The following is a 16,680-nucleotide window of genomic DNA, read 5'->3' as shown; positions in this document are numbered from 1 at the left end:
GGCCCGCGCCTCCCTCCTTCCGCTGTTCACCCGCACATCGCCATGAATGCTCCCCATACCGTCCCTGCCCTGCCTGCCGGCAAGAACCCCGCCCTGCGTGTCGTGCCGATGCCTGCCGATGCCAATGTGCATGGCGATGTGTTTGGCGGGTGGATCATGGCGCAGGTGGATATTGCGGGGTCGATCCCCGCGGTGGAGCGCGCCCAAGGACGCGTGGCGACCGTGGCGGTCAATTCGTTCCTGTTCAAGCACCCGGTGTTTGTTGGGGACTTGGTGAGTTTCTACGCCGATATCGTCAAGACCGGGCGCACGTCAATCACGGTTGCGGTGGAGGTGTATGCGCAGCGGATGCGTCATAGCAACGAGATCGTCAAGGTGACGGAGGCTACGTTGACTTATGTGGCGACGGATGAGTCGCGCCAGCCGAGGGTGTTGCCGTCGGCTTGAGGAAGCGGCTGGCAAGCCTGAAACCACCAGCGGTTTTCTCCTCCCTCCCGCAAGCGGGAGGGAAGAAAACAAGCGAGATTGGATGGACGCAGGGCGCCTTACTCAAACTTCGTAAAATCCGGCCTCCGCTTCTCAAAGAACGCCGCAAACGCCTCTTTCGCTTCCGGCGCCACCAGCATGCGCCGGAACACCGCGCCTTCATCGGCCATCTGCTTTTCCACTTCGGCCACATCGCCCGCCTTCATCAGCCGCTTCGTCTCGCGAAGCGAAGACGCCGGCAGTGCCGCCAGCTTGCGCGCCTGTTGTCGTGCAAAGTCGTGCAGTTCGACGACCGGCAGCACGCGCGTGACCAGCCCGATCTCCAGTGCTTCCTGCGCGCTGAACGCTTCGCCCAGCAGCAGCTTCTCGGCAGCACGCTGGTAGCCGACCAGACGCGGCAGCAGCAGGCTCGACGCGGCCTCGGGGCACAGTCCGAGCTGTACGAACGGCAGCGACAGCTTGGCGGTGTCGGACGCATAGACCAGGTCGCAATGCAGCAGCATGGTGGTGCCCACGCCCACCGCAGCACCGCTTACCGCCGCGACGATGGGCTTGGTGGCATGGCTGATCTGGTACAGGAACTGGAATACCGGTGCCGATTCCGCGCCCGCGCCGGTGGTGGGCGGGCGCTGCATGAAGTCTTCCAGGTCGTTGCCTGCGGTGAAAACCTCCGGCTTGCCGCTCAGCAGGATGGCGCGCACGTTGCGGTCGGTCTCGGCCGCGCGCAACGCGTCGGCCATGGCCTGGTACATGGCCGCGGTAATGGCGTTCTTCTTGTCGATGCGGTCGAACTCGATCGTCAGGATGCCCTGCTCGATGCTGGTAAGGATGCTCATGGTTACCTCGTCTGTGGATGCATTGCTGGAGGGTTATTCGAAAGGCGGCGGCGACTCGGAAAGATAGCTCAGCGCGAACGCGCGCGCACCGACGTTGAGCGCCACCGTCAGGCTCATTGGCGCCAGCATCAGTTCCACGCCTCCGCTGCGCGCGGTGCGTTCCAGCGACTGGTAGGCCGGCATCGCGCGCACCGCGTCCAGCGGCCCGGCGTAGCAGACCGAGATCGCCGGCACCAGCAAGTCGCCGCCGCGGAGGCACTGCTCGGCATGCTGCAACACGCGGCGCGCCCCCTCCTCCGAGCCGCGCGCCTTGGCGATCGCCTCGGTATGCCCGCGGTGCATGCGCACCACCGGGCGGATATTGAAGGCGCTGCCCATCACGTAGCGGCCCCAGGTAATGCTGCCTTCGCCCTTCTGGCGCGCGCGCGTGTACATGTAGAGCAGTTCGTCGGGCACCAGGAACATGTGCGCCGCATCGCGCAGGCGCGTTTCAACCGCTTCCTGCACCGCCTGCGGGCTGGCGCCGGCGGCGGCCATGCGCGCGGCTTCGCGTACGATCAATGCCTGGCCCGGGCCAATCGCGCCGGTATCGATCACGGTCAGGTCGAATAGGCCTGAACGCCCTGCTTCCTTGCGCAGGCGCACGCTGCGCGCAACAGTGCCGATCACCGCTCCGGTCGCATGCGCATACAGCTTGCTGCGCGCGCTGGCGATGGTGAACAGGATGGCGCGGTCGCAGTGGGCCACCACGTTGCGCAGCAGGTGTTCTTCCAGCTCGCGCTCGAGCAGCGGGATCGATTCGGCGTAGTGGTCCTGGCGGCCGACCAGGTATTGCTCGTAGAGCGTTGGCAGCGCCGCCTCATCGCGCGTGTCGGCGACGAAATGCTCGCCGGCGCGGATGCGGAATGGAATGGTGTGGACCTTCAGCTCGGCCATGACGTCGCACGGCAGATCGCACGCGGCATCGGCCAGGATAGCTGTCTCCTGCATATTGTTGTCTCCCCTACCTGGTGACCCGCGTCGCGGGCGGCAGCCCCGGTCCTGCTTTCCTCACCTGACAGAAGGGCGGAACGGCCCCCCGGCCGTCCCGCTGGCGCGTTTAAACGCGCTCGAAGATCCCTGCCGCGCCCATGCCCGTGCCGACGCACATTGTCACCATGCCGTACTTCAGGTTATGGCGGCGCAGCGCATGCACCACCGTAGCCGAACGGATCGCACCGGTCGCACCCAGCGGGTGGCCCAGCGCAATCGCGCCGCCCATGCGGTTCACCTTGGCCGGATCCAGCTCCAGGTCGCGCATCACCGCCAGCGACTGCGCGGCAAAGGCCTCGTTCAGCTCGATCCAGTCGATCTGGTCCTGGGTCAGGCCCGCGGCCTTCAGCGCGGCCGGAATCGCTTCCTTGGGGCCAATACCCATGATCTCCGGCGGCACGCCGCGCACCGCGAACGAGACAAAGCGCGCCAGCGGCACCAGGTTGAACTGCTTGAGGATCTTTTCCGAAACCAGGATCAGCGCGCCGGCGCCGTCCGAGGTCTGCGAGCTGTTGCCGGCGGTGACGCTGCCCTTGTTGGCAAACACCGGGCGCAGCTTGCCAAGGCCATCCAGCGACGTATCCGGGCGCGGGCCTTCGTCCAGCGCGATGGTGCGCGTCTTCACGCTGACCTGGCCGCTGGCGAGGTCGGGGAAGCGCTCGACGATCTCGATCGGCGTGATCTCGTCCTTGAACTCGCCCGCCTGCTGCGCGGCGATGGCCTTCTGGTGCGAGGCCAGCGAGAAGGCGTCCTGGTCTTCGCGGCTGACCTTCCATTGCTGCGCCACTTTCTCGGCGGTCAGGCCCATGCCGTAGGCGATGCCCACGTTCTCGTCGCGGGTGAAGATCTCTGGCGACATCGACGGCGTGTTGCCCATCATCGGCACCATGCTCATCGATTCCACGCCGGCGGCGATCATCACATCGGACTCGCCCACGCGGATGCGGTCGGCCGCCATCGCCACCGCGCTCACGCCCGAGGCGCAGAAACGGTTGACGGTGATGCCGCCCACGGTGTTGGGCAGGCCGGACAGCAACGCTCCGATACGGGCCACGTTCAGGCCCTGCTGCGCTTCAGGAATCGCGCAGCCGACGATGGCGTCTTCGATCAGCTTGGGGTCCAGGTCGGGCACCTGCGCCACGGCGGCTTTCAGGATGGTGGCCAGCAGGTCGTCCGGGCGCGTGTTCCTGAACGCGCCCTTGGGGGCCTTGCCGATCGGCGAGCGGGTGGCCGCAACGATGTATGCGTCTTGCAGTTGTTTCATGATGTCGGTTCCTCGCTTGCCTGATTAGTTGCGCACCGGCTTGCCGGTCTGCAGCATGCCCATGATGCGCTCCTGCGTCTTGGCGGTGCCGAGCAGGTCGATGAAGGCCTTGCGCTCCAGCGCCAGCAGCCATTCCTCGCTCACCAGCGAGCCTGCCTCGACGTCGCCGCCGCAGACCACTTCGGCGATGCGGGTAGCGATCAGGAAGTCGTGGGCGGAGATAAAGCCGCCGTCGCGCATATTGACCAGCGACGCCTTGATCGTGGCGACGCCGGAGCGGCCGGCCACCGGGATCAACGTCGGCAGCGGCGCGCGGTAGCCGGCGTTGGCCAGCGCACGCACTTCGTTCTGCGCCACATAGAGCAGTTCGTGCACATTGAAGGTGATCTTGTCGGACGGCTGCAGGTAGCCCATCTGGCGCGCTTCCAACGCCGAGGCCGAGACCTTGGCCATCGCCGCGCTCTGGAAGCGGCTGGTCAGGAACTGCAGGTAGTTGGTGCTGCCCGCTGCCTGTACGGCACGAGCGGCTGCCAGCGCGGCTTCCTTCAGGCCGCCGCCAGCCGGGACCAGGCCTACGCCAACTTCGACGAGGCCCACGTACGTTTCCAGCGCCGCCACGCGTGCAGCCGAGTGCAGCATCAACTCGCAGCCGCCACCCAGCGCGATACCGGACGCCGCCGACACCACCGGCACCGAGGCGTACTTGACGCGCATCATGCCGTCCTGGAACTTCTTGACGAACGGTTCGATGCCCTTGGCACCGCCCATCATGAAGGCGGGCATCGCCGCTTCCAGGTTGGCACCCGCGGAGAACGGGCCGCCCGGCGCGCCGAGCTGCAGCGAGGTCGGCTGCCACACCACCACGCCCTTGTAGGCCGCCTCGGCGAGGTCGATGGCGCGCGTCAGGCCGTCGATCACGTCCGGCCCGATGGTGTTCATCTTGCTTTTGAACGAGACCACCAGCACGTCGTCCTGGCCTTCGCTGACCCAGATGCGCACGGCGTCGTTCTCTTCGATGGTGCGGCCGGCCTTGCGCGGATCCATCTCGGCCGTGCCCTTGAGCGAGGCACGGAACGCCTGGCGCTGATACACCGGCAGCGTGCTGCGCGCGACGAACGACTGCGTGGCCGGCGACCACGAGCCGGCGGCGGCATGCACGCCCTCGTTCTCGGCCACGGGACCTTCGAATACCCATGCGGGCAGCGGCGCGGCGGACAGTGCCTTGCCGGCTTCCACATCTTCCTTCACCCACTCGGCCACCTGCTTCCAGCCGGCCGCTTGCCAGTCCTCGAACGGACCCGAGTTCCAGCCGAAGCCCCAGCGGATCGCCAGGTCGATATCGGCGGCGGAACCGGCGATCTGCTCCAGATACACGGCAATGTAGTGGAACACGTCGCGGAACACCGACCACAGGAACTGTGCCTGCGGGTTGGTCGATTCACGCAGCAGCCTGATGCGCTCGGCCGGTTCCTTCTTCAGCATGCGCACGACGATCTCGTCGGCCTTCTTGCCGGACTCGACGTACTGGCCGGTCTTGGCGTCGAGCACCTTGATCGCCTTGCCTTCCTTCTTGTAGAAGCCGGCGCCGGTCTTCTGGCCCAGCGCGCCCGCATCGACCAGGCCCTTGAGCACGGCCGGGGTCTTGTACACCGGCGCGAACGGGTCGTCGTGCAGGTTGTCCTGCATGGTCTTGATCACGTGCGCCATGGTATCCAGGCCGACCACGTCCGCGGTGCGGAAAGTGGCGGACTTGGCGCGCCCCAGCTTGGAGCCGGTCAGGTCGTCGACCACGTCGAACGGGATGCCGAACTTGTCAGCCTCGGCAAACACGGCCAGGATCGAGAAGATGCCGACGCGGTTGGCGATGAAGTTTGGCGTGTCCTTGGCACGCACCACACCCTTGCCGAGCGTGGTGGTCAGGAAGGCTTCCAGCTGGTCGAGGATCTCCGGCTGCGTGGTCGCGGTCGGAATCAGTTCGACCAGGTGCATGTAGCGCGGCGGGTTGAAGAAGTGCACGCCGCAGAAGCGCGACTTCAGGTCCGCATCAAACCCATCGGACAACGACGTGATCGACAGGCCCGAGGTGTTGGTCGCAAAAATCGCGTGCGTGGCCAGGTGCGGCGCCACCTTCTTGTACAGGTCGTGCTTCCAGTCCATGCGCTCGGCGATCGCCTCGATCACCAGGTCGCACTCCTTCAGCAGGGCGATGTCGTCTTCGTAGTTGGCCGCCTGGATCAGGCCGGCCTCGTCCTTGATGCCCAGCGGCGCGGGCGAAAGCTTCTTCAGGTTCTCGATGGCGCGCAGCGCGATGCCGTTTTTCGGGCCTTCCTTGGCGGGCAGGTCGAACAGCACCACGGGCACGCGCGCGTTGATCAGGTGGGCGGCGATCTGCGCCCCCATGACGCCGGCACCCAGCACGGCGACTTTCTTGACGATGAAATTGGACATGCGCGCTCCTAGATTAGTGAGCGTTGAGATGAGAGTGTGGGCTTTTCCATTGCTGGGTGGTTGCTCCCCTCTCCCTTTGGGAGAGGGGAGCAACCCTCAGAAGGGGTCGGCCATGCAGGTCAGATCAGAACAGGTCTGCGTCCAGCGCCATCAACGTGGCCGAGCCGGCGCGCGCCTTGCGGATCTCGGCGGCCGTTTCCGGCAGCAGCTTGGCAAAATAGAAGCGCGCCGTGGCCAGCTTGGCGGTGTAGAACTTGTCGCCGCTGCCTTCCTTCTCCAGCGCGATCTTGGCCATGCGGGCCCAGAAGTACGAGAACACCAGGTGGCCCACCACGCGCAGGTACGGCACCGCGGCGGCGCCCACTTCGTCGGCATTGCCCATCGCCTTCATGCCGATTTCCATGGTGAGCTTCTGCACCTTGTCGCCCAGGTCGGCCAGCGGGTTGACGAACTCCTGCATGGCTTCGTTGGTGCCCTCTTCTTCCACGAACTCCTGCACGATCTTGCCGAAGGCCTTCATCCTGGCGCCCATGTCGCCCAGGATCTTGCGGCCCAGCAGGTCCAGCGCCTGGATGGTGTTGGTGCCTTCGTAGATCATGTTGATGCGGGCGTCGCGCACGTACTGCTCCATGCCCCATTCGGAGATGTAGCCGTGGCCACCAAACACCTGCATGCCCTCATTGGTCGAGGTGAAGGCATTGTCGGTCAGGAAGGCCTTGATCACCGGCGTCAGCAGCGCGACCAGGTCGCCGGCCTGCTTGCGCACGGCTTCGTCCGGGTGCGACAGCTCGCGGTCGATCTGCAGCGCGGTCCAGTAGCTGAAGGCGCGGCCGCCCTCGGCATAGGCCTTCTGCGTCAGCAGCATGCGGCGCACGTCGGGGTGCACGATGATCGGGTCGGCGGCCTTCTCCGGCGCCTTCGGGCCGGTCAGCGCGCGCATCTGCAGGCGGTCCTTGGCGTAGGTGACCGAGTTCTGGTACGCCACCTCGGTCAGGCCCAGGCCCTGCGCGCCCACGCCCAGGCGGGCGGCGTTCATCATCACGAACATGGCGTTCAGGCCCTTGTTAGGCTCGCCCACCAGCCAGCCGCGTGCGCCGTCCAGGTTCATCACGCAGGTGGCGTTGCCGTGGATGCCCATCTTGTGCTCGATCGAGCCGCACTTGATGCCGTTGCGCTCGCCCGGGTTGCCGCTGGCATCGGGAATGAACTTGGGCACGACGAACAGCGAGATGCCCTTGGTGCCGCCCGGCGCGTCCGGCAGGCGGGCCAGCACCAGGTGGATGATGTTCTCGGCCAGGTCGTGCTCGCCCGCGGAGATGAAGATCTTGGTGCCGGTCAGCAGGTAGGAGCCGTCGGCCTGCGGCTCGGCCTTGGTGCGCAGGATGCCCAGGTCGGTGCCGCAGTGCGGCTCGGTCAGGCACATGGTGCCGGTCCAGACGCCGGACACCAGCTTGGGCAGGTAGGCCTGCTGCAGCTCGGGCGTGCCGTGCGCATGCAGCGCCTCATACGCGCCGTGCGACAGGCCCGGGTACATGGTCCACGCCTGGTTGGCCGAGTTGAACATCTCGTACACCACGTTGTTGACCACGATCGGCAGGCCCTGGCCGCCGAAGGCCGGGTCGCACGCCAGCGCAGGCCAGCCGGCCTCGACGTACTGCTGATAGGCTTCCTTGAAGCCGGTGGGGGCCTTGACCACGCCGTCGCCGGCGTAGGTGCAGCCCTCAAGGTCGCCCACCTGGTTGAGCGGGAACACGACGTCCGAGCAGAACTTGCCGGCTTCCTCGATGACCTGGTTGATGGTGTCCGCGTCGATGTCCGCGTGCGGCGGCATCGCCTTGAGTTCGGCTTCGGCGCCGAGCAGTTCATGGAGCACGAACTGCATGTCGCGCAACGGTGCGGTGTACTGGCCCATCTGAGACTCCTTGGAGTTGTGCGATGCCGCCACCCGCCCGCCCCGCTTGCGCGCGACGGCCCGACCGGCGACCTCAGGTACGGTAAGACTGAATCAGTTTGTTGAGCGCGACCATGGCAAGCTCGGCACTGTCAGGCAGGCGCAGGAAACGGGCGTCATGATGCAAGCCTAGTTCAAGGCTGTACATCTCGAACAGCATCAGGCGCGGATCGCAGTCCGCGCGCAGGTGCCCCTCTTCCTTGGCCTGGTTGATGGCGCGTGTGATCGCTGCCCGCCAGATGGTGACGCTCTTGACCAGTTCGTCACGCACCAGGCTGCCGGCGCGGTCGTCGTACTCCACGGCGCCGCTGATGTAGATGCATCCCGTCGTCACTTCCTGGATGCGCTTCTCCATCCAGCGCCGCACCATCGACCACAGCCGGGGCAGTCCGCGCGGTTCCTGCAAGGAAGGGTAGAAGACCTCCTGCTCGAACCGGCGGTGATACTCCCGCACCACCTCCACCTGCAGGTCTTCGCGCGAACCGAAGTGCGCGAAGACACCGCTCTTGCTCATCTGCATGCGTTCCGCGAGCAGGCCGATGGTCAGACCCTCGAGCCCGTCGCGGGACGACAGTTCCAGTGCGGCATCCAAAATCGCCACGCGCGTCATCTCACCCTTGCGCATGGGCGCGGGGGAAGCGGCGGCGGATTCGAGACGGGCTGACTGGTGTCGCATGTTTTTTCTCCGTTCTGCGGTGCCCTGCTGCGGCATCGCGTATGACCCTGACGTTGCATTTCTTGCTTGCGGCCGACCGGCGGATTTGCCGGTGCATACCGCGAATGCACGCAGTCTAAGCCAAAAAAGAACGGTCGTTCAGATTATTCTGGCGCAGCAGTCGACCATCAAGCTTTTAATTAGACCGGTGTTTCTAAACGGACTGCAATGCAGCATGTCCGTCACCGCTTGCGCAGCACCCGGTTTCAGCCGCATCGCAGCGGAACCGTTGTCGCATGGCAGCAAACGCACACTGCGGCGTCGTTCAGTAGCGGCCGGTCACGCCCGCAATGATGACACCCAGGCGCAACAACATATAGGCCGACCAGTTGGCGAACCGGTGCAGCGGCGAGCGGCGCGCATGCACCTCGGGCATCACGCGCACACTGCGGTGCGCAATGGCGCGCTCCAGCGCCGCGCGCAGCTCCGCGGCAAAGGCCGCATCATAAACGGCGACATTGGCTTCGCGCGCCAGCAGCAGGCTGAACGGGTCCATATTGCTCGATCCCACCGTGGCCCAGGCTTCGTCGACCACGCCGACCTTGGCATGCAGGAAGCTGTCGGCATATTCGTAGATCTCGACGCCGGCCTCGAGCAGCGAAGCGTACAGCGCGTGCGTGGCGTAGTGCTGCAGCCGGTATTCGACCATCCCCTGCAACAGCAGTCGCACGCGCACGCCGCGCCGGCGGCAGGCCAGCAGCGCGCGGCGCATCTTGTGGCCGGGCAGGAAGTAGGCGTTGGCGAGGATCACGTCGTGGCGCGCGGCGCCCAGCGCGCGCAGGTATTCACGCTCGATGGTGCGGCGGTTGCGCAGGTTGTCGCGCAGCAGCAGCGCCGCGCGCACGCCGCCTTGCGGCTCCGGTCGCGGCGGCAGGTCGGTGACAAGAGGGTATTCGGCCACCGCGGCGGCGCGGTCGCTGCCGTGCACGTCGCGCAGCGACAGCCGCCACCAGAGCCGCTCGGCGGTCAGCGCGATGTGGTCCACCAGCGGCCCGCTCACTTGCACGGCGAAGTCGTAGCGCGGCCCGAGATTGGCTCCCTCGAACGGGCCGTGGTTGTGGTCGTCGATGATATTGATGCCGCCGACAAAGGCCTCGCGCCGGTCGATCACCGCGAGCTTGCGGTGCAGGCGACGCAGGTGGCGCCGCGCCAGCCGGAAGCCGCGCAGCACGCGGTAGACGCGCAACTGCACGCCGCTGGCGCTCAGCCGCTCGGCCATCTCGGCGGGCATGTCGCCGGCGCCGAAGCCGTCCACCGTCACGCGCACCGACACGCCGCGCGCGGCGGCGCGGATCAGCGCGTCGCTGACCGCGCGGCCAACCTCGTCATCAGCATAGATGTAGGTTTCCAGGATCACCTGGAACACGGCCTGGTCGATCGCGGCGATCAGCGCCGGGAAGAAGTCCTGGCCGCCGCGCAGCAGCCGCACCGTGTTGCCGGAGGTGGGCCTGCCGCGGCGCCAGGTCCAGCGCAGCATGCGGTGGCGCTGCGCGGGATCGCCATGGGCTGCCGGGTCGCGCATGGCGGCATCGGCGGCGGCGGCGAGGTCGTGCGCGGTCTGGCCGGCCGCACGGTCCGCCGGAGCCCCTGGACGCGCGGCGGGGGCGGAGGGGGATATCCGTGACATGCCGAGATTATCGGACAGATTTCCCGACGGAAGGCGCCGCGTGCACATTGCCCTCGCATCTCTGCTATCGTCGATGCCGATGCATTGCCGGCGGGCCATCTCGCCAGGCATCCGACCAAAGACGCCCCAACGGAACCGATCGTGAAGGTATTCGGCATTACCGGCTCGTCCGGCAGCGGCAAGACTACGCTGCTCGACCAGCTCATTCCCTGCTTCGTCGCCGCCGGCCTGCGCGTGGCCGGCGTCAAGCACACCCATCACGGCTTCGATCCCGACACGCCCGGCAAGGATTCCTGGCGCATGCGCGAGGCCGGCTGCGCCAATGTCGTGCTGGTCGGCGCGCGCCATCTGACGCTGATGCGCCACTACCCGGAAGCGGTGCCCTCGCCCGAACTGGACGACGCGCTGGCGGTGCTCCCGCCGGATACCGACCTGGTGCTGGTGGAGGGCTACAAGCGCAGTGATTTCCCGAAGCTGGAGGTCTACCGCCCGGCGCTGGGACGCACGCCGCTGTGGGACGAGGTACCGGGCGTGGTGGCCGTGGCCAGCGACGAGCCGGCGGCGGTCTCGGCAATGACCTCGCTGCCGGTGCTGGATCTGAACGACACGCAGGCGGTGTTCGCCTTTATCCGCGACTACCCGGCCGTCGGACGCTGACGCCGCGGCTTCAGGCCGCCTTGTCGGCCGGTGCCGGCGTTACGTCCCCTTCGCCCTGCGGATGGCCCAGCTCCGCCACCAGCGGCACGTGGTCCGAGCGCTGGGCCCAGTCGCGGCCCGTCAGGGCGTGTGCACGCTCGATCTCGTAGCCGCGCACATAGATGCGGTCGAGCTGCCACCACGGCATATGGCTGGGAAAAGTGTGCAGCCGCCCGCCGCGCGCGTGCGAGGCCTCCACTGCGCCAAGCGTATTGCAGATCTGCGCGTCGAGGCGGTGGTTCCAGTCGTTGAAATCGCCGGCGATGACCAGCGGCACGCCGTTCGGCACCACGGTGCGCACGCGCTCGACCAGCGCCTCGGCCTGGCGCGCGCGGCTGCGGGCGAACAGGCCGAAGTGCACGCAGATCAGGTGGGTTTCGATGCCATGGACATCGGCCACCGCATGCAGCAGCCCGCGCTGTTCGAAACGGTGATCGGAAATATCGAGGTTTTCGGACATCAGGATCGGATGGCGCGACAGGATCGCGTTGCCGTGATGGCCGTGCTCATAGACCGCATTGCGCCCGTAGACGGAATGCGGGTAGGCATCGGTGGCCAGGTAGTTGAGCTGGGTGTGCTCGGGATCAAACAGCGCCGCCGCCACCAGCCGGTCGTTGCGGTCCTGCACTTCCTGCAGGAACACGATGTCCGCATCCATCGCATGCAGGCCCGCGCGCACGTTCTGGATGCGCGGTCGCCGCGAGATGCCGGTCACCCCCTTGTGGATGTTGTAGGTGACCACGCGCAGCTTCATGGCTGCGCTCCGCACGCCGCCTGCCGCCCGCCGGACCCTTCAGCCCCTTCAGCGCGCCAGGCGAGCTGGCGGATCGCTTCCGCATTGCTGCTGGAAAAGCACTGCTGCGCGGCCTGCTCCCATGGCAGCCACTGGTATTGCAGGTGTTCGAGCGGCGCCAGCGTCACCGGCAGCACCTCATGCACGCGCAGGCCGAACCAGTGTTCGGTATTGCGCGTGATGCCATCGGCGTAGCGGTGGCGCCACTGCGGGTAGATTTCGTACTGGATCGAATGGCCCCAGTCGGTGAGCTGGTGCTCGCTGGCGATGATGCCGGTTTCCTCGGCCACTTCGCGCGCCGCGGTCAGTGCCAGCGGTTCATCCAGGGTATCGAGGCTGCCGGTCACGGATTGCCAGAAGCCGGGGCGGTCGGCGCGTTCCAGCAGCAGGACTTGAAGATCTGGCGTGTAAATCACCACCAGCACGGATTCCGGGATCTTGTAGGGCATGGGACTGGGCGATAGGACAAACCCAAGGATAGCGCAGCCGCGCCCGCTTGCCACGCGAAAGCGCCGCGCTGCCCTGCTCCATCTTCCCTTATGCGGCGTCGCGCGCGCTGTGTGGTGCGCTGTGTGGTGCGCTGTGTGGTGGGATGTAGAAAGGATCGGTACTGCGTTGCCAGGTATCGAACACCTGCGGCGAATCGCCATGGCCCCATGCGGCGCGCAACTGGTCCATCAGCGGCGCGAGCGCGCGGCGGTAGCGTTGCGATGCGGCATGGGCCTGCTCGGCCAGTGCATCGGCGCGGTGCCGGGCTTCGGCCTGCAGCCGGCCCCGCTCCTGTGCGATCTCCTTCTCGCGCTGGCCCAGCGTGTTGTACTTCTGGATCAGGAAGCGCTGGTAATCGCCGCCATCCACACCCTGCGCGGCCTGCGCGTTGACCTGCTCGAAACGCAGCACGATGCTGCCGGTTTCGTGCTCGATATGCGCGGCTTCGGCGTCCAGGGCGTGCAAAGATTCCTGCAGCCTCTGGGCGTCGCGGCGCAGCCCCTGCACTTGGGCGGCCTCGTCCTCGAACACGCGCTGCGCGCCCAGGTAGGCCTGCACCACCGGCTGCGGCGCTACCACCAGCAGCGGGTCGGCGCCGCCGGCACGCTGGCCGGGCAGCAGCGCGTCATCGGCCAGCCGCAGGTTGCCCAGTTCGTCGAGCCAGCGGCCGCGCGTCATCACCGCGCCGACGGTATCCAGCGCCAGCCGGCGCAGCGCATCGGCGCGCTGCTGTTCCACCGGCTCGGCCGCCGCCGCGGGCGCAGCCGACTGCACCGCGTGGGCGATATCGGGCACGCACGCCGCCACGGTGGTGGCCACCGATTCGGACATCGCCTGCGCCGAGCGGCGCACGGCGCGGCGCAGTTCGAAGCGCGCCAGCAGCATCATCAGCAATCCCGCCACCAGCCAGGTGATGATGGTTTGGTCATGGGCCAGCAGGAACTGGCGGATCAGGTCGACATCCAGGTTCACGAATTTCTCCCGAGTGCCGGGAGCCTTCATCGCGCGGCCCCTCGGCAAATTACGTGTCAAAGAAAGCAGACCCGGTGGCGGCGCCCTTCGTTCCGACCGGTAACAAATCGAAACTAATGCGCCGCCGGCACCACTGTGTGGCGGTCCGACGTTGCGCACAAAGCAAAAAAGCCGCGCAAATGCGCGGCTTCCTTGCGACAGACGTCAGTCGGCTCAGGCCGTCGGCTTGGGCTCGGCGGCGCGCAGGCGGATATGCAGCTCGCGCAACTGCTTCTCGTCGACCGAGCTCGGGGCCTGGGTCAGCAGGTCCTGGGCACGCTGGGTCTTGGGGAAGGCGATCACGTCGCGGATCGAGTCGGCGCCGGCCATCATCGTGACGATACGGTCGAGGCCGAAGGCCAGGCCGCCGTGCGGGGGCGCGCCGTACTGCAGCGCGTCCAGCAGGTAGCCGAACTTGGCGCGGGCTTCATCGTCGTTGATGTTGAGCGCGCGGAACACCTTGCTCTGCACGTCGGCACGGAAGATCCGCACCGAGCCGCCGCCCATTTCCCAGCCGTTCAGCACCATGTCGTAGGCCTTGGCCAGGCACTTGCCCGGGTCGGTCTCCAGGTATTCCAGGTGCTCGTCCTTGGGGCTGGTGAACGGGTGGTGCATCGCCACCCAGCGGGCGTCTTCCTCGTCGTACTCGAACATCGGGAAGTCGACCACCCACAGCGGCTTCCAGGCGTCCTCGAACAGGCCGTTTGCCTTGCCGAAGTCGGAATGGCCGATCTTCAGGCGCAGCGCGCCGATCGAGTCGTTGACGACCTTGGCCTTGTCGGCGCCGAAGAAGATGATGTCGCCGTCCTGGGCGCCGGTGCGCTTCAGGATTTCATCGATGGCGGCATCGTGCAGGTTCTTGACGATCGGCGACTGCAGGCCGTCGCGGCCCTTGGCCACTTCGTTGACCTTGATCCAGGCCAGGCCCTTGGCGCCGTAGATGCCGACGAACTGGGTGTAGGCGTCGATTTCGCCGCGCGAGATCTGGCCGCCGCCCGGCACGCGCAGGCCGACCACGCGGCCGTTGTCGCTGTTGGCCGGGCCCGAGAACACCTTGAAGTCGACGTCCTTCATCACTTCGGTCAGCTCGGTGAATTCCAGCTTGACGCGCAGGTCAGGCTTGTCCGAGCCGAAGCGGGCCATGGCCTCGCGGAACTCCATCACCGGGAAGGCGTCCAGGTCGACGTCGATCGCGTTCTTGAACACCGTGCGCATCATGTCCTCGAACAGGTCGCGGATCTCCTGCTCGCTCAGGAACGAGGTCTCGCAGTCGATCTGCGTGAACTCGGGCTGGCGGTCGGCGCGCAGGTCTTCGTCGCGGAAGCACTTGGTGATCTGGTAGTAGCGGTCGAAGCCCGAGACCATCAGCATCTGCTTGAAGATCTGCGGCGACTGCGGCAGCGCGAAGAAGTGGCCCGGGTTCACCCGCGACGGCACCAGGTAGTCGCGCGCGCCTTCGGGCGTGCTCTTGCCCAGCATCGGGGTCTCGATGTCGATAAAGCCCTGGGCGTCCAGGTACTTGCGCACTTCCATCGCCACCTTGTAGCGCAGGCGCAGGTTGTACTGCATCTGCGGGCGGCGCAGGTCCAGCACGCGGTGCGTCAGGCGCGTGGTTTCCGACAGGTTGTCGTCGTCGAGCTGGAACGGGGGTGTGACCGACGGGTTCAGCACGGTCAGCTCGTGGCACAGCACTTCGATCTTGCCCGAGGTCAGGTTGGCGTTCTCGGTGCCGGCCGGACGCGGACGGACCTTGCCGGTGACGCGGATGCAGAACTCATTGCGGATCTCTTCGGCGGCCTTGAACATCTCCGGGCGGTCCGGGTCGCACACCACCTGCACCAGGCCTTCGCGGTCACGCAGGTCGATGAAGATCACGCCGCCATGGTCGCGGCGGCGCTGGACCCAGCCGGTCAGGGCCACTTCCTGGCCCGAGAATTGTTCGGTCACCAGACCGCAGTAGTGAGTACGCATGGAGGACATAAGGAGATTCCCGGTAAAACGCGGCCGCCCGAAGCGCATGGTGTAACCCGGACGGCCCGTGATCAGTTTGAGTGCTTAAGGATCGGTGGTCTCGACCGCTTCCTCGCTGCTGGCCTTGCCCGCCGGATTGGTAGCGGCTGCCGGATGGTCCGGGCGGCCCGCGCCGCCGTTCTTGCGGGGCAGTTCGGCCGGTGCCACCACGCCCATCGAGACGATGTACTTGAGCGCGGCGTCGACGGTCATGTCGAGTTCGATGGTGTCGGCCTTGGGCATCATCAGGAAGAAGCCCGAGGTCGGGTTGGGCGTGGTCGGCACGTAGACGCTGACGTACTCGCCCTGCAGGTGGTTCTGCACGTCGCCGCCGGGGCGCCCGGTCAGGAAGGCGATGGTCCACGAGCCCTCACGCGGGTACTGCACCAGCAGCGCCTTGCGGAAAGCATTGCCGGAGGACGACAGCAGCGTGTCGGAGACCTGCTTGACGCTGGTGTAGATCGGGCCCACCACCGGGATATGGCCCAGCAGCGCTTCCCACCAACGCACCAGGCGCTGGCCGATGAAGTTGTGCGCCAGCAGCCCGACCAGCAGGATGACCAGCAGCGTCAGGATGGCGCCCAGGCCGGTGACGCGCTTGCCGAACAGCAGTTGGTCCGGGCGCCAGGCCTCGGGCAGCAGCGCCAGGCTCTGGTCCATCGTGCCGATGATCAGGCTGAGCACCCACAGCGTGATGCCCAGCGGCACCAGCACCAGCAGCCCGGTCAGGAACCAGGTCTTGAGGGCAGAAGTCTTCTTTGCGACCACGGGGCGGGTCCGGCTCAGTGGCAAGCGCAGGCGCTGCCGCAACCGCCGGCGGCCGGCGTGGCCGAGGCGGTGCTGGTCGACGACTCAGCCGCGGCCGGGGCGCTGGCCGCGGCCGCGCCACCCGCACCAGCGGCATCAGCGGCCTTGGCGGGCGCGCTGGCACCGCCGCTGCCGCCGCGGAAGTCGGTCACGTACCAGCCGGAGCCCTTGAGCTGAAAACCGGCTGCGGTCAGCTGCTTCTTGAACGCGCCAGCGGTGCCGCACGACGGGCAGTCGGTCAGCGGGGCATCGCTCATTTTCTGCAGCACATCGCGCCCGTGGCCGCAGGCGTCGCAACGGTAGGCATAGATCGGCATGGTGTTAATTTCGCGAGAAAAACGTCGGGATCGGTACAAAGGCGGGCATCGCCGCCGGGGCCGGAAACTGCGTGGACCGCGGAAAACCGCGCGCCCGCCGACCCACATGGCGATGCAAAGCCTTGAATTATAAACCGTTCCGGGGCTGGCTGATGGCCGGAAATGAGGGGGTTCCGGGCGCCGGGCACGGCGGCGGGG

General features: G+C 66.8%; 15 protein-coding genes. 2 read left to right on the top strand and 13 right to left on the bottom strand.

Translation table 11 applies throughout. From position 1 onward, the window contains the following. Positions 1-42: 42 nt before the first annotated feature. A complete protein-coding gene (locus ABNX08_RS02255; RefSeq protein WP_022533547.1) occupies positions 43-447 on the top strand; it encodes an acyl-CoA thioesterase in 405 nt (134 codons plus the stop codon). Between the two features lie 98 nt (positions 448-545). Here the strand turns inward: ABNX08_RS02255 and ABNX08_RS02250 are convergent, their stop codons facing one another. The 7 genes from ABNX08_RS02250 to clsB all read right to left on the bottom strand — a co-directional run bounded on the left by ABNX08_RS02250 (position 546) and on the right by clsB (position 10,407). Beyond that, the gene (locus ABNX08_RS02250) at positions 546-1,322 is read right to left on the bottom strand and encodes an enoyl-CoA hydratase (RefSeq protein WP_022533546.1); all 777 of its coding nucleotides are present in this window, start codon (positions 1,320-1,322) and stop codon (positions 546-548) included. A gap of 33 nt (positions 1,323-1,355) precedes the next feature. Beyond that, the gene (locus ABNX08_RS02245) at positions 1,356-2,312 is read right to left on the bottom strand and encodes a DegV family protein (protein WP_349605499.1); all 957 of its coding nucleotides are present in this window, start codon (positions 2,310-2,312) and stop codon (positions 1,356-1,358) included. Between the two features lie 109 nt (positions 2,313-2,421). Beyond that, the gene (locus ABNX08_RS02240; protein ID WP_041680940.1) at positions 2,422-3,621 is read right to left on the bottom strand and encodes an acetyl-CoA C-acyltransferase; all 1,200 of its coding nucleotides are present in this window, start codon (positions 3,619-3,621) and stop codon (positions 2,422-2,424) included. Between the two features lie 21 nt (positions 3,622-3,642). Then, on the bottom strand, positions 3,643-6,066 hold the full coding sequence (locus tag ABNX08_RS02235; protein ID WP_349605498.1) for a 3-hydroxyacyl-CoA dehydrogenase/enoyl-CoA hydratase family protein: 2,424 nt from the start codon (positions 6,064-6,066) through the stop codon (positions 3,643-3,645). A gap of 124 nt (positions 6,067-6,190) precedes the next feature. Then, complete coding sequence (locus ABNX08_RS02230) at positions 6,191-7,978, bottom strand: acyl-CoA dehydrogenase C-terminal domain-containing protein (RefSeq protein ID WP_022533542.1); 1,788 nt, start codon at positions 7,976-7,978, stop codon at positions 6,191-6,193. Between the two features lie 73 nt (positions 7,979-8,051). Then, complete coding sequence (locus ABNX08_RS02225; RefSeq protein ID WP_041680939.1) at positions 8,052-8,642, bottom strand: TetR/AcrR family transcriptional regulator; 591 nt, start codon at positions 8,640-8,642, stop codon at positions 8,052-8,054. A 355-nt stretch (positions 8,643-8,997) separates the two neighbouring features. Further along, positions 8,998-10,407 carry a cardiolipin synthase ClsB gene (clsB, locus tag ABNX08_RS02220; RefSeq protein ID WP_022533540.1) on the bottom strand — a complete coding sequence of 470 codons (1,410 nt, stop codon included), beginning with the start codon at positions 10,405-10,407 and terminating at the stop codon, positions 8,998-9,000. A 93-nt stretch (positions 10,408-10,500) separates the two neighbouring features. Between clsB and mobB the strand changes: the two genes are divergently transcribed. Then, positions 10,501-11,016, top strand: a complete 516-nt coding sequence (mobB, locus tag ABNX08_RS02215; protein WP_022533539.1) for a molybdopterin-guanine dinucleotide biosynthesis protein B — start codon at positions 10,501-10,503, stop codon at positions 11,014-11,016. 10 nt (positions 11,017-11,026) lie between these two features. Here mobB and ABNX08_RS02210 read toward each other — a convergent pair whose 3' ends face one another. The 6 genes from ABNX08_RS02210 to ABNX08_RS02185 form a co-directional block, all read right to left on the bottom strand. Continuing rightward, positions 11,027-11,809, bottom strand: coding sequence for an endonuclease/exonuclease/phosphatase family protein (locus ABNX08_RS02210; protein WP_022533538.1), 783 nt, complete (start codon positions 11,807-11,809; stop codon positions 11,027-11,029). After that, positions 11,806-12,297 (bottom strand): dihydroneopterin triphosphate diphosphatase, encoded by a 492-nt coding sequence (gene nudB, locus ABNX08_RS02205; RefSeq protein ID WP_022533537.1) that lies wholly within the window; start codon positions 12,295-12,297, stop codon positions 11,806-11,808. The genes ABNX08_RS02210 and nudB overlap by 4 nt, the downstream gene beginning before the upstream one ends. 88 nt (positions 12,298-12,385) lie before the next feature. Next, positions 12,386-13,309, bottom strand: a complete 924-nt coding sequence (locus ABNX08_RS02200) for a hypothetical protein (protein ID WP_349605496.1) — start codon at positions 13,307-13,309, stop codon at positions 12,386-12,388. A 213-nt stretch (positions 13,310-13,522) separates the two neighbouring features. Next, positions 13,523-15,328, bottom strand: coding sequence for an aspartate--tRNA ligase (gene aspS, locus ABNX08_RS02195; RefSeq protein WP_022533535.1), 1,806 nt, complete (start codon positions 15,326-15,328; stop codon positions 13,523-13,525). Between the two features lie 75 nt (positions 15,329-15,403). Next, positions 15,404-16,126, bottom strand: coding sequence for a DUF502 domain-containing protein (locus ABNX08_RS02190; RefSeq protein WP_022533534.1), 723 nt, complete (start codon positions 16,124-16,126; stop codon positions 15,404-15,406). Between the two features lie 14 nt (positions 16,127-16,140). Then, positions 16,141-16,482 (bottom strand): FmdB family zinc ribbon protein, encoded by a 342-nt coding sequence (locus ABNX08_RS02185; RefSeq protein WP_349605494.1) that lies wholly within the window; start codon positions 16,480-16,482, stop codon positions 16,141-16,143. Positions 16,483-16,680 lie beyond the last annotated feature (198 nt).

It is taken from the genome of Cupriavidus sp. DF5525, from assembly GCF_040149425.2.
Classification (GTDB): domain Bacteria; phylum Pseudomonadota; class Gammaproteobacteria; order Burkholderiales; family Burkholderiaceae; genus Cupriavidus; species Cupriavidus pickettii_A.
Note: the sequence above shows the minus strand (reverse complement) of the source record. Positions and strands in the feature narration are given on the sequence as shown.